Consider the following 14,525-nt stretch of genomic DNA (forward strand, 5'->3'; position numbering starts at 1 on the left):
AATTTATTGATTGTTAATTAGTTAAATGTTGGCTTTGTAATTGAGGCAGGATTAATTATACACCTATATTTAATCAATCATATGAAGACTTTACGTTTATTTTTTGCGTTAATGGCATTGGCTTTAAGCCAGGCATGTGTTTATGGACAGGATGATATCAATGATAAAATAAAGCAGGTTGAATCTAATTTAATCAGCACCATACAATTCAAAGATGAAACACCCAAAACTTTACAGGAGCGAATGGCTTATTACAAAGTACACGGATTAAGCCTGGCCGTGATTCAAAATTACCATGTACTTTGGGCAAAGGGCTACGGCTTGGCCGACGATAGTTTAAAAACACCCGTTACCCCGCAAACACTTTTTCAGGCCGCTTCTATCAGTAAATCTATCAATGCCGTAGGCGTTCTGAAACTGGTTCAGGAAAAAAAAATAGACTTATATGCAGATATTAATACCTATTTAAAAAGCTGGAAATTTCCTTATGACAGCCTTGCTAAAGGTAAAAAAATAAATATGGCAAACCTGTTAAGCCATACAGGCGGATTAACGGTTCATGGTTTTGGAGGTTATGAACAAGGCCAGCCATTGCCATCAGTTGTTCAGATATTAAATGGACAAAAGCCGGCAAATTCCGACCCGATTCGTTCAATGTATGAACCTGGTTTAAGGTCGGAATATTCTGGTGGGGGTATTACCATTTCTCAAATGATAGTTATGGATGTTACCAACCAGCCATATACAGATTATATGAAAGAAAATGTACTGCAGCCTTTGGGTATGACCTCCAGTACTTATGCGCAACCCCCGGCTGATGTAACGCCCTCTTTGTTATCTACGGGGTATGATACAAATGGAAAGGCAATTCCCGGTAAATACCATATTTATCCCGAGCAGGCAGCTGCCAGTTTGTGGACAAATCCAACAGATTTGGCTAAGTATATTATTGAAACACAATTGGCTTATGAGGGTAAGTCGGCCAGGGTATTGGATCAGCAAACTACAAAGCTCAGGTTAACTCCCTTCCAAAATGCCAATGCGGCTTTGGGCGTATTTATTACCACCACTAATGTAGATAGTACAAAATACTTTGAGCACGGGGGTGCAAATGAGGGTTTCAGGTGCCAGTATTACGGAAGCCTTAAGGATGGTAATGGCATTGTTGTTATGGTTAACTCGGATAATAGTGAAATTATGCAGGAGGTGGTTAATAGCGTAGCCAAAGTTTACGATTTTAAAGGCTTGCTTTTAAATACCGTAAAAACATTGGTTAAGGTTAGTGATTCGGACCTGGAGAGCTATACAGGTCAATACGCGCTTAAACCCGACTTTATAATAACCTTAAGTAGGGATGGAAACCAATTGTATGCACAAGCCACAGGGCAGCCTAAATTTCCTATCTATCCCGAAGCGCAGAATAAATTCTTCCCTAAAAATTTCCTTGCCGATTTAGAAGTAATTAAAGATGCTACAGGAAAAGTAACTTCGGTTGTCCTCTATCAAAACGGGCGTAAGAACGAGGCAAAAAAAATTAAATAAAAGATGTTATTAAAGCCATATGAAGTTTCGCAAACTTCATATGGCTTGTTTTATTCATCAATCTATTTAGCGTCTGTTATCAGCTTTATCGCCTCATCAGCGGCTTTTATGGAGGTATCATCCTGCAGTTTTTCGCTGTGTGCTTTAATATCGGTAATCAGCTTTATGGTAAGGTCGCCGGCGCCGATGGATTTGTATTTTATGCCAAGGTCTTTAAGTTCGTTAATACCTTCGCGGGCGTGCTCTGGTTTATCCACGCGGGCAGCCATAGCTCCAAATTTTCTTACGGTATTAAATTTTCCCTGTGGGGTAGCATCTTCAAACTGTTTCAATACAAAAGGCCAATGTGTATCGTTTCCGCTGGTGCTGTAAATATTCATGATAGCAACCGTAAGATCGCCTTTGTTGTCTTTTTCAAACCCTTTAGCCAATGTCATGGCCTGTGCAGGATCTAACAAGCCAATAGCATTTAATGCCGCGCCCTGTATGGCGTACGACTGGCTGCTTAGCGCCTGTTTAAATATATTCATATTACCGGGAGTCTTTAAACTACCCAAGGCGGTAATAGCCGCAGCACGCACTAAAGTGTTATCATCAGTTTGGGCCAATGATACCAGTATAGGCAAGGCCGCATTGCGAATAGCATCATTATCAAGTTTTACTGTTCTGATGGCTTTGTTACGTAATCCATAATATTTATCCTTTAAAGCTGCAATCAAAATTTTCTGTGCATCCTTTTCTCCTTGTTTATTGGCGGCAGCATTAATGGCCTCCTGCCTGTCTAAATAAAGCGGTGCATTAAAGTATTGGAAAGCAAATTCTTCCAGGGATTTGTGGTCGGTTTTTTTGGTCAATAGTATTTTATCGCCATCAACATTCACCAGGTCGGGTTTTGATGCCAGCTTAAAGGTAAGGGTATCATTCTGATCGTTCATCCATACTTTGTGGCGTGTTTTTTTGCCCCCTGTGTATATATCAATGGCCATTGGCAATTTAAAGATCTGTCCGTCCTGGCTTTGCTGCAGGTAAACGGTTTGGGTTTTGGTTGCATCATCCCATTTGTAGCTGATATCAAGTATTGGGTGACCGGCGCCATAATACCATTGGTTAAAATACCAGTTAAGGTCGAGCCCGCTGGCTTGTTCAAAAGCTAAACGTAATTGCTGGGCTTCGCCATTTTTAAAGGCGTTGGTTGTAAGGTATATATTTAACCCTTTAAAAAAAGCGGCATCACCAAGATAGTTGCGCAGCATGTTTAAAATCCGGCCGCCTTTTTGGTAGGTAACTGCATCAAAAACATCTTCCTTATCGGCATAATGAAAACGTACCAGGTTTTTTGTGCGGCCATCGGGCGATCTTAAATAGGTTTGCATATCAATATAGTTATGCTCGTCGGCCACATCTTTACCGTATTTATGCTCGGCCCAAATGGTTTCACTAAAGTTGGCAAACGATTCGTTAACCGTAAGATTGCTCCAGCTTTCGGCAGTAACATAATCGCCAAACCACTGGTGAAAAAGCTCATGCACTATCGTGCTGCGGCCATCGTTGTAATAAGCATCCAACAGCTCGCGTGCTGTACCCTGTACATAAGCACCATGTAGGGTAGCGGTGGTGTTTTCCATAGCGCCGCTCACATAATCGCGCACTACAATTTGCGAATACTTGTTCCATGGATAATCCACCCCTAAAGTTTTGGAATAAAACTCAATGGCTTCGGGCGTAAAGCCAAAAATTTTTTTTGCATATGGCGCGTATGTAGGTTCCAGGTAATAACTCACTTCTTTATTGCGCCATTTATCTTTATAGATCTTAAAATCACCAACTGCCATCATAAACAGGTATGGCGAGTGGGGCAGCTCCATTTTCCAGGTATCGGTACGGGTGCCATCAGCATTTTTCTTTTGCGATGCCAGCCTGCCGTTTGATAGGGTGACGTATTTGGCCGGTACGGTCATGCTGATCTCTTCGGTAGTTTTCTGGCTGGGTTTATCAATGGTAGGGAACCAGGCCGATGAGCTTTCGGTTTCGCCTTGTGTCCATATCTGGGTTGGCTTATCCTTTTCGGTGCCATCGGGGTTTATAAAATACAGGCCCCGGGCATCATTTATGGCAGCGCTGCCTTTTGCTTTAAGTTCGTTTGGTTTTGATGTGTAATCTATATAAATGGTGTAGCTTTCATTGTTATGATAAACCTTATCCAGTTTAATGGCTACGCTCAGGCTATCCTCATAGGTAAATTTAAGCGGGATGTTTTTACCGTTTTTTACTACCGAGATATTTTTGAGGTCCATACCCTTGGCATCAAGTCTAAGGCTGTCGGTTGGGTAAAAATGAGGTTTTAAAGTAACCCATTCTTTGCCATACATATAGCGTTTTTCGTAGTCGAAACGTACATCGAGTTTGGTGTGCACCAGGTCGTTAACCTTTTTTGGTGTCTCGCGGTAAATTTTTAGGGCAGGGTCTTCGGGTTGGGTCGCTTGCTGCGCTTGTGATGAGGTGAAAGCTGCTGTAAGCATACAGGATAGCAGCAATGTTGAAATTGGTTTCAGATCAGTCATATATTAGTTGATAGTAAGGCCGGTTGGGATGGAATTTAACAATTATACATCCACCGGGGCCAAAAAGTTTTTAGTCCTTAAAGTATGTAAGACGCTCCTGAACAATTTATGTTACCCCCGATGTAAATTATTATTTGCTATAGTTGAATGCCTCTTTCGCCAGGCGCTAATGCCGAAGAGTATCTCTGCCATTTTTACTGCTTTTAAATAAAATGTAACTTGTTGATTATCAGGTGTAGTGGTGTTCCGCAAGAGGCTGTGTACGACAAAGCTTGTCGTAGATAAATTCATTTAATGTATTGATAATTAATGGTTTATACGGATTTTTGAAAATAACCTGCAAGGTTATACTTAAACGCGAAACACCATAAACGCCAGTACATCGGTTTAAAAAAACGGATAATTAAATAATTAGCTCGATATTTATTTATAAATATTATACATAAACGTATTTAAGAAGACGAGCTTTTAAGACAAGCACATAAAATCAATATATGAAGATAGCATTAGCCTCGCCGCCATTTCCCAAATCAATAAATGATGGCTTATCCTGGGTAGAAAAACTTGCAGGGGAAGCTGCACTGGAACAAGCAGAAATTATCTGTTTTCCAGAGTCATACATCCCTGGGTACCCCGCAAAGGAATTTGAAGTAGAAGAGCGCTCGCCCGAAAAGTTGCAGGAGGCCCTGAAAAAAGTTTGCGAAATAGCCGCTGAACATGCCATAGCGATTATTATACCTATGGATTGGTACTTGGGGGATGAGCTTTTTAATTTGGCCTACGTTGTATCAAACACCGGCGCGATATTGGGATACCAGACAAAAAACCAGCTGGATCCAACAGAAGATAATATTTGGATCCCCGGAACGGAGCGCAATATTTTTGAGGTGAATGGTGTAAAATTTGGCATTACCATTTGCCATGAAGGCTTCAGGTACCCCGAATTGGTACGATGGGCGGCTATGCGTGGCGCCAAAATAGTTTTTCATCCGCATTTTTCTGGAAGCGATACCCAGGGCGTGCAGCTTGTAGAATGGGGAAGTAAAAATAATCCTTATTATGAAAAGGCCATGATGATGCGGGCAATGGAAAATACCATTTATTTTGCAAGCTCCAATTATGCTACCAGGTATCCCGAGTCAGCCACATCTTTGATAGCTCCCGACGGGCATTGTATTGCCTATCAGCCATACGGAAAAGCAGGCGTATTAGTAGCCGAAATTGATATTGTCAAGGCAACCGGTTTACTGGCAAAAAGATTTAAGCCGGAATTAGTTAATACGCCAGGTATTCTGTAAACACCTGCTGCATAAAAGCTTTGCCGTAAAGCAGGGTTTTATCCGTGTAGCTTTGCGGGATATTTTTGTTTTGGATAAAACTTATCCTTGAGCCGGCATTATCAAAGGTAACCGATTGTTTGGGTAGCATAAAGCCCAGGCCATTATCCCAGTCAAAAAACGCGAAATCCTGTGAATACGGATTCAATAGGTTTTTCGACCATTTAAATTGCCGGTGGGGTAGGCTTAGTTGTGCCAGCAGGGTGGCGGCTATATCTGTTTGATTGCCTAACTTATTTATTTTCAGGTCCCTGTATTCGGGTTTTATGGCATCGCCAAAAAACAATAAGGGGATATGATATTTTTTGGGTTCATAGGGTTCGGAGGCATTGAGCGGTAACCTGTGCCCGTGATCGGCCACTAAAATAAATAAGGTGTTTTTGTACCAGCTGTGTTTTTTTGCCTCCTCAAAATACTGTTTCAGGCTGGCATCTGTATAGTATGCCGTACTCCTGAACTTATTGCCCAGGTCGTTACCGGGGAAATGCGGTGCAACCGGTAACTCAAAGGGCTCGTGATTGCTTAAGGTTTGTACGTAGCTAAAAAATGGTTCCCGCTGCCTGTTGAGGTAGTTGATATTCTTCTTTAGCAAAATATCATCGTGGGCGCCCCATTTTGAATTCATTTCTTTAGCCTCAAAGTTTTTTTTATCAATAAGGTGGGCAATTTTATGGCTTAATAAATAGGCTTTAAAATTCATGAACTCGCTTTCGCCGCCATAAAAGTAGGAGGTATTATAACCCTGATCTGCAAAAATATTGCTCAGTGTTGACAGGCGTTCCTGTTTCTCGTTATCTATCACGATGGTTCTGGTAGCCTGTGATGGGAACGCGCTTAAAATAGCGATGATCCCTTTATCAGTGCGGTCGCTGGCTGCATAAACATTATCAAATAAAACGCCCTGTTTTATAAAATCCTCAAAGTTTGGTGCATCGCCTTTTTCTCCTCCCAGCGATGCTATCAGGTCGGCTGTAAAGCTTTCCAGCTGAAAGATCACAATATTAGGCCGGCTGGTGGTTAGGATATGTATAGTACTGTCTTTTTTTACAGCATACATGCTATCAACCAAAGCCGAAGCTTTTTGCGCTGGCATAAACAGGTAGGGGTTACCCGGTGACTGTACGTTCTCCACCACATTTTGAATCAGGTTCCATTGGGTGTTCAGGGCACATTGGTTGAGGATGGGCTTTGCAGAAAAATAGGCATTACTCTGGCTTATAGGCGCAAGCTGTAATCCGCCGCGGATTATCAATAGGTTTAAGCCCAAGAGCAGTATAATGATAAATGGCTTAGCTATCACAGGGGCTTTGGGCTTTTTAAATTCAAAGTGGATGATATATTTTGACAGGAAAACGCCGGTAATGAACACCGCCACCATGATAATAAAGCTCAAAAAAATGGGTGACGAACTGGCTGCTGCAAAAGCTTCAGATGGGGCATTAAAAAAAACGTCAAAAGCCCTGAAATTTACTTTGGTACCCCATTCCCGGAATATATTGAGGTCTACAACCGTAACAAACGAAATTATAAAAATGCACAGGTAAACATAAAACCTTAGCCATTTTGTTTTGATGTTATGTTTACTGAACCAGTTAGCGCTAAAAACAAGCAGGGGGATTACACTAATATACGCCGCCACAGATGCATCCATACGGATGCCATATAAAAAGGTATGCCAGATCTCGTAAAAGCTGGTGCCGCTCAGCTTGTTCTGGAAATATATTTCAAATACTATGCGGGTTAGTATGGATAATAGGATCCAAAAGAAAAAGAAACGGCAAAAACTAAAAAGACTTCTTAACATTGGGTTTCAAAAATAGTTATTTAAACCTGATGTTAAGATGTATTTAATGCAAGGTTAATGAAATATTAAATTGTGCTGACATTCAATGCTTTAAGTGTATTACGCATCCCGTTTATCTCCTCTTTGATATTATAATATAGCCCCGTCTGTGTTAGGTTTCCTGTTAAAATCTATAAGGGCTTTTTCTATATTTGGGAAACTCATCCTACATAATGAAAATACTACACAGATCCCTGTTGATTATTGGCCTGTTTTTAAGTGTTAGCACGTTTGCACAGCATCAACCGGTAAATATGCAATATGTTGTTTCAATGGAAAAGGCGGCTGATCAGCTTTATCATGTTGAGCTAACAAATAAAATACCGGGTAAGGTGCTTGATTTTAAAATGTGCGCCTGGACGCCTGGTTACTACCAGCTCATTGATTTTGCCGCTGCCGTACAAAACTTTAAAGTAACCGATAACAAAGGCACAAACTTAAAGTGGATAAAAGCTTCACAAAATACCTGGCGCGTTTATAATAACAATGCCGGCGCGGTTAAAATTTTATACGATGTAAAAGCTACCGTACCCTTTGTTGGCAATATTTACCTGGATGAAACCAGGGGATATATTACCCCCGGCGGGTTGTTTATGTACCTGGATAAAGAATTACACCATCCGGTTACTATAAAAATGAACCCGTACAGCAAATGGAATGCTATGGTTGCAACTGGATTGGATACTGTACCAGGTAAGTATCACTTGTATAAGGCCGATAATTTCGACGTATTGTATGATAGTCCCTTTTTGATGGGGCAACTTGAAGTATTGCCACAGTTTACCGTTAAAAACAAACCCCATAGCTTTATTGGTTACCAGCTGCCCGAATTTGACAGGCAGGTATTTATGGATGATTTAAAAAAAATAGTTGTTGCAGGCAGCAACATCATTGGCGAAATACCTTATACGCATTATTCCTTTTTATCAATAGGAGCCGGTGGCGGCGGTATCGAACATTTGAACTCATCGTCGTTGAGCTTTAGCGGGGGCGAGGGATTTAATTCGCCCGAGGCAAAAAAAAGGCTGTACAACTTTATTGCCCACGAGTATTTTCACCATTATAACGTTAAGCGCATAAGGCCAATTGAACTGGGGCCGTTTGATTATTCAAAAGAGAACCATACCAACATGCTTTGGGTATCTGAAGGGTTTACCGTTTATTATGAATACCTGATAGTGAGGCGCGCCGGTTTAATGACCGGGGAAGATATGCTGAACGATTTTCAAAACAACATTAAAAACTACGAGAATAAGCCGGGGCATTTTTACCAGTCGGCTACACAGGCCAGCTACAACACGTGGAACGACGGGCCAAACGGGCGCGTAAATGAAGACATTAATAAAACGATATCTTATTACGACAAAGGCCCCGTACTTGGCTTAATGCTTGATTTTAATATTCGCCATGCTACCAAAAACAAGAAAACGCTTGATGATGTAATGCGCCTGCTTTATTACAAATATTACAAAAAGCTTAAACGCGGCTTTACCGAACAGGAATTCAGGAACGAATGCGAAAAGATGGCCGGTGCACCAATGCCCCAGCTATTTGAATATGCCTCGACTGTTAAACCCCCCGATTATCCCAAATACTTCGCTTATGGCGGCTTGTTAATAGATACCAATGCCACCACCACCTATAATTCCTGGGCGGGTATTAACGTGAGGGAGCAGCGCGATACACTAAAGATAACCACGGTTGAACCCAATTCGCCTGCATGGAATAAAAATGTAAGAGGAGGAACATCCATATTAGCGATTGATGGTAAACCGGCAACGCAGCAATTGCTTTACCAAACGTTTGAAGCGAAGAACACCGGAGATACAATAGCACTTACATTACAAAAAGGCGGAGTAAAACAAGATGTAACCATTGTGTTAGGCTCCAAAAAAGAGAAAACCTTTAAAATAAGCCCCCTCCCCAATCCCGATTCATTGCAGGCTGCTATTTATAAGAGCTGGATTGGTAAGTAAGGACGTTAACGGCTGGCCACCGTGGTTCATAAGTAATAGTATGAACCACGGTTCGTCAGCCATGGCCGAAGATACGGCAAACCTTTTTGATCAGGTTGTGCTTACATACACTGCTTTAAGTGTATCACACATTATCTTTATCTCCTCTTCGGTATTGTAATAATGTACCGATGCCCTCACATTACTGGCCAGGTGGTTTTTATCCATATAAATGAGTGTTGATATGGCTTTACCTACAGATACGTTAATGTTGTTTTCGGCCAGTGTGCTTTTTACTAAACCACTATCCATTCCCTTTACCGAAAAGGTTACAATACCAGATTGCTGATCACCAAAATCATGAACTGTTAGGCCATCAATACCTGCAAGTTGCTTGCGCATTAAATTAGCCAGGTATTGCACGCGCTGCCAGATCCTGTCGACCCCGATGTTCAGGGCATATTCAACGGCTTTACCCAGGCCCAGCGTAATGGCGCGGTTCTTTTCGTACAATTCAAAACGCCGGGCATCGTTTCTTAGCTGAAAATTATCACGGCTAACCGATGGGGCACTAAAACCATCCATAAACAGGGTATTCAGTTTGTCCTGTACCTGTTTGCGTACAAATAAAAAACCGGTTCCCCTTGGTGCCCGCAGGTATTTACGCCCGGTTACTGCTAACATATCGCAGCCAATCTCCTCAACGTTTAAGGGGATTTGCCCGGCGCTTTGGCAGGCATCAACAAGGTATAATACCTGGTGTTTGCGGGCTATTTTGCCAATCTCCACAATCGGGATCATCCCTCCTGCGGTTGAAGGGATCTGCGTCATGGCAATGAGTTTGGTTTTTGGCGAAATTGCCTGTTCAAAAACATCCAGCGGAAAATTGCCCTGCGCATCGTTGGGTATTATTTTAAGGCTTACACCCAACTTTTTTTGAGCATTTAAAAAACCGATGATATTGGTTACATATTCCATTTCGCAGGTAATGATCTCATCGCCGGGCTTGAAGTCTATCCCGTTAAAAGCTATTCCCCATGCTGTGCTTGCATTTTCAACAATGGCAATTTCGTCGGCGTTGGCATTGATGAGTTTAGCAATCAACTCATAGGTGTTATTTAGTTCATGCCGGTATTTATCTTCAATTTCATAGCCGCCCAGGGTCGCTTCTTCCCGCAGGTAACTGATAACAGTATCTACCACTACATCGGGGTTTAAAGATGACCCCGCGTTGTTGAAATGTATTTTTTGGGATGTACCTCTGGTTTCGGCACGTAACTGTATTATTTCCTGATCTGTTAATGGGGTAATTTTCATTGTGTATATGCTAAAGAGTTGAAGGATCGTAGCGCAAAGCCGTTAAGCCGCTATTGATTTATTTTTCTTAGCGCCTTTGCGTCTTAGCGCGAATTATTATTGAAAATTAATCTCCATCATAATATCGGCGCGGCCATAAGTGCCTGGCGTAACCGGTATTTCTGTGAAGCCTAACTTGTGATAAATGTGGATAGCGTTTTTTAGTATGCGACACGAAAACAGGATGAGTTTTTTAACACCCATTTCCCTCGCTTTATCAATACCCGACTGGCATAAAAACTGACCGGCGCCACCACCATGATAAGCCTTATCAACAGCCATTTTGGTAAGCTCATAAACACCATCTTCAATAAAGCGCAAACCTACTGTGCCAATAATAGTATCGCCTGCTGCTGCAAAATAAATTTTACCACCTTGCTTTAACATGGCCTCGTCGGGGTTTTCTAAAACCCATTTGTCCAGTGCTTCAACCACAAAAAATTCTTCGAGCCATGCTTTGTTGAATTTTTCAAAGTACGACTGATACTTTGGCTGATAATCAATTAATTGAAGTTCCATTTTTGATAAATTTTAATCATTACAAAGTAAAAGCATCTGCGTATAGCAAAACAGATTCAGATTTGTTAATTTTGACCATAACAGATTTTAAAATGGAGAAATTGATTGCCAGTGTTAATGACGATTTTTTATATGCGCAGATTGCTGCCCGTATTGAAAAGCAGATAAAACAGAACTTGTTAAAACCGGGTGATAAGCTGCCATCAGTAAGGGCATTAAGCCATGAGCAGGGTATCAGCATCAGCACATCATACAAAGCTTATGTAGAACTGGAAAACATGGGCATGATAGAGGCCAGGCCCAAATCGGGCTATTACGTTAAGTTTTCGCCGGCAAGACTGACCAATGCACCCGAAACCAAACCTCCGCTGAAAAAGATTGAGCAGGCCACGGTTACCCAGATGATAGCTATGGTTTACCAAAACATGAGCGAGGAAAGTGTTATACGTTTGTCGCGCTCATCGCCGCCGCTAAGCCTTATCCCAATGGCTAAGCTCAGTAAATCCATGATGGAATCTATCCGTAAAAGCCCTACGGGTAATATCAATTATGAAAATTTGCAGGGTAATATTTCACTGCGCAACCATGTGGCCAAAAACGCTTTTAACTGGGGCGGCAACATTACCGGCGACGATGTGGTAACCACGCAGGGTTGTCTTGAAGCCCTGATATTTTGCCTGCGGGCGCTTACCAAACCGGGCGATACCGTTGCCATTGAAAGCCCTACCTTTTTCGGGATCTTTAATATAATGCTTAGTCTTGATCTGAAAGTGCTGGAGATCCCGGTTAATCCTGATACGGGTATTGATATTGATTACCTGGCCGAGGCTATGGATAAAGTGGATATTAAAGTATGCCTGTTTGTAACCAACTTTAGTAACCCGGTAGGCAGTTGCATGCCCGATGATAGTAAACAGCGATTGGTTAAATTAATAACAGAAAGGCAGATCCCTTTAATTGAGGATGATATTTACGGCGAAATTTATTTTGGTAAAAGCCGCCCGCGTACCTGTAAGAGTTATGATACCGAAGGCTGGGTGCTGTTATGCTCATCAGTTTCCAAATCAATTGCGCCGGGCTACCGGGTAGGCTGGTGTATACCGGGCAGGTTTAAAGAGCAGGTAATCAATTTCAAAATGATGCATACCATCAGCTCGGCCACGCCAACCCAGGCCGCCGTTGCGCATTTTTTCGAGACAGGCCGATATGATTTGCATATGCGCAACCTGCGTAAAACATTGTATACCCAAAGCCTGCGTTATACCCAGGCCATTGCTACCCATTTTCCGCCGGGCACCAAAATAAGCCAGCCCCAGGGAGGCTATGCCCTGTGGATTGAGTTGGATAAAAACATTGATGCATTTGAGCTTTACCAGCTTGCCATTGCCCAAAACATCAGCATTGCCCCCGGACAAATTTTTAGCACCGATGCCCGCTTCACCAATTTTATCCGCATTAGTTTTGGTTTAACCTTTGACGATGTGGTGGAGCATAGCTTTAAAGTTTTAGGGGATTTGATAAGACAATTGGGATGAAACAGCTGGTTTCAACTGTCGTCAAAAGATCATAAAAACGGTAATTATATAACCGCTTACACAAACGGGGTATCTTTGCGGCTTATTTAATAATTGACCGGAAAAAAGAGCTTTGGATAGCCCTTTCCAGCCGGTCGGTAAATTTAATTAATATGTACTCAACGCTTTCTGTGCCAAAAACAATTAAAGAACGGCACCAGGGTATTGCCAATTTACTGGCTTTTGCATTAATACCACTTTCGGGCTTCGCAACTGATATATACATTCCGTCGTTACCTACCATGGCTGCCGAATTGCATGTGAGCAGTATCCAGGTGCAGCTTACTTTAACTTTATTTTTAATAAGTTATGGCGTTACGCAGCTATTTATTGGCAGCGTACTGGATAGTTTTGGCCGGTACAATATAAGCCTGGCATGCCTGGCGCTTTTTGCCGTTGCCAGCATTGTTATAGCCACCTCTACCAATATTTATGTAATATACCTCATGCGGATAGTACACGGTATTACCGTAGCTGGTGTAATTGTTTCCAAGCGAGCTTATTTTATCGATCTGTTTTCGGGCGAAAAACTGAAGCATTACCTTAGCCTGTTTTCCATCATCTGGTCTACCGGACCAATTGTTGCGCCTTTTATTGGCGGATACCTGCAAACCGGTTACGGGTGGAAATCAAACTTTTACCTCCTGGCCATATTTGCGGCTGTATTTGTGGTTTTGGAGTTGATCTTCAGCGGTGAAACTTTGAAAAACTTCTCGGCATTCCATATCAAAAAGATCGGTGACATTTATGCGGAGATGATCAAAACCACCAGTTTTACCCTCGGCCTTATTATGTTGGGGCTTGCGTACTGTATGGTGATGATCTATAACATGACGGGCCCTTTTATCATAGAGCATACTTTGCATCTGTCGCCTGTTGTGGCGGGTTACAGTTCGTTGGTGCTGGGCATAGCCTGGCTTATAGGGGGGCTTATCGGTAAAGCTACTATCAACAAACCGTTTTTTAACCGCATGGTGGTTAACCTTACCCTGCAGGTAATATTTGTAATCGCAATGCTGATAAGCATGAGGTATATAGCCAATTTATATACCATCATATTTTTCGCTTTTATAATCCATATAGCGGCCGGATATACTTTTAATAACTTTTTTACCTATTGCTTAAGCCGCTTCCCTAAAAACGCCGGTATAGCCAGCGGACTTTCGGGCGGGATAAATTATGTTATCGTATCGTTTTTTAGTTATGGCATTGTTTTTCTGCTGCCCGCTAAAGATGAACATAACCTGGGTTATAGTTATTTTGTATTGATAATGCTCTCGGTTATAGTGATGCTGATCTTAAAACTGAAAAAGGAGCTGCTGAGCGAAGGAGTATAAGCGAGAGTCATGGTATCAGAGATTAAACCCGCCTGCACAACAATCTGGACTGTTTCAAATCAATCAAGACTGGTGTAGGAAGTATAGCTGTTCGGAAGATTATAAAAAGCTGAGGATGTGCGATTCCTTCCTCGGGGAAGGAGGAGGAAGGGGTTTGTGAACTGTGGGACCGCTGCTAATCAAATGTAAAAGCCTGATGTAGAAACCCCTCTCTGCACCCTCCTGTTGGGTTGCTGTGTACACATATTTTAGGAAAAACCCCAGAGGGGTTGAATGTCGGTAGAAAAAAGATCAAAAATAGTTTTACGTGCCGTAGGTACGTCACTATGGAACTTTTCGGGTCAAATGAGCTTGATAAATGGCCAAATCTGGTGGTTAATTTCGTACCTACGGCACGAAAAGGGAGGGGTACTTAATTATTCTACCGACATTTCACTCCTAACGGAGTGGCTTTTCAAAATTACTATCTCATATAAACTTATGTACACGCACTAGGCCACC

9 protein-coding genes are annotated in these 14,525 nt (G+C 42.0%); 5 read left to right on the forward strand and 4 right to left on the reverse strand.

The window, feature by feature from the left end:
- The first annotated feature begins 81 nt into the window (after positions 1 to 81).
- Positions 82 to 1,542 carry a serine hydrolase gene (locus AC1DO4_RS15370; protein ID WP_477417295.1) on the forward strand — a complete coding sequence of 487 codons (1,461 nt, stop codon included), beginning with the start codon at positions 82 to 84 and terminating at the stop codon, positions 1,540 to 1,542.
- A 62-nt stretch (positions 1,543 to 1,604) separates the two neighbouring features.
- Here AC1DO4_RS15370 and AC1DO4_RS15375 read toward each other — a convergent pair whose 3' ends face one another.
- The gene (locus AC1DO4_RS15375) at positions 1,605 to 4,103 is read right to left on the reverse strand and encodes a M1 family aminopeptidase (protein ID WP_477417297.1); all 2,499 of its coding nucleotides are present in this window, start codon (positions 4,101 to 4,103) and stop codon (positions 1,605 to 1,607) included.
- A 494-nt stretch (positions 4,104 to 4,597) separates the two neighbouring features.
- On the opposite strand from AC1DO4_RS15375, the gene AC1DO4_RS15380 reads away from it, so the two are divergent.
- The gene (locus AC1DO4_RS15380; RefSeq protein ID WP_477417299.1) at positions 4,598 to 5,401 is read left to right on the forward strand and encodes a carbon-nitrogen hydrolase family protein; all 804 of its coding nucleotides are present in this window, start codon (positions 4,598 to 4,600) and stop codon (positions 5,399 to 5,401) included.
- On the opposite strand, the gene AC1DO4_RS15385 is transcribed toward AC1DO4_RS15380, so the two are convergent.
- Complete coding sequence (locus AC1DO4_RS15385; protein ID WP_477417301.1) at positions 5,379 to 7,244, reverse strand: LTA synthase family protein; 1,866 nt, start codon at positions 7,242 to 7,244, stop codon at positions 5,379 to 5,381. The genes AC1DO4_RS15380 and AC1DO4_RS15385 overlap by 23 nt on opposite strands.
- 212 nt (positions 7,245 to 7,456) lie before the next feature.
- Here AC1DO4_RS15385 and AC1DO4_RS15390 point away from each other — a divergent pair, with 212 nt between their 5' ends.
- Entirely contained in the window at positions 7,457 to 9,259 is a 1,803-nt protein-coding gene (locus AC1DO4_RS15390; RefSeq protein ID WP_477417303.1) for a M61 family metallopeptidase, read from the forward strand.
- A gap of 90 nt (positions 9,260 to 9,349) precedes the next feature.
- Here the strand turns inward: AC1DO4_RS15390 and AC1DO4_RS15395 are convergent, their stop codons facing one another.
- Together AC1DO4_RS15395 and AC1DO4_RS15400 are read right to left on the reverse strand one after the other, a co-directional pair.
- A complete protein-coding gene (locus AC1DO4_RS15395; RefSeq protein WP_477417305.1) occupies positions 9,350 to 10,555 on the reverse strand; it encodes an aminotransferase class V-fold PLP-dependent enzyme in 1,206 nt (401 codons plus the stop codon).
- A gap of 96 nt (positions 10,556 to 10,651) precedes the next feature.
- Positions 10,652 to 11,113, reverse strand: coding sequence for a GNAT family N-acetyltransferase (locus AC1DO4_RS15400; protein WP_477417307.1), 462 nt, complete (start codon positions 11,111 to 11,113; stop codon positions 10,652 to 10,654).
- 92 nt (positions 11,114 to 11,205) lie between these two features.
- Here AC1DO4_RS15400 and AC1DO4_RS15405 point away from each other — a divergent pair, with 92 nt between their 5' ends.
- Both AC1DO4_RS15405 and AC1DO4_RS15410 read left to right on the forward strand, forming a co-directional pair.
- Positions 11,206 to 12,648, forward strand: a complete 1,443-nt coding sequence (locus AC1DO4_RS15405) for an aminotransferase-like domain-containing protein (protein ID WP_477417309.1) — start codon at positions 11,206 to 11,208, stop codon at positions 12,646 to 12,648.
- 152 nt (positions 12,649 to 12,800) lie between these two features.
- Positions 12,801 to 14,024: an MFS transporter gene (locus AC1DO4_RS15410; protein WP_477417311.1), complete on the forward strand. Its 1,224-nt coding sequence runs from the start codon at positions 12,801 to 12,803 to the stop codon at positions 14,022 to 14,024.
- The last annotated feature ends 501 nt before the right edge of the window (positions 14,025 to 14,525 follow it).

Source organism: Mucilaginibacter sp. P5_A6, assembly GCF_056400585.1.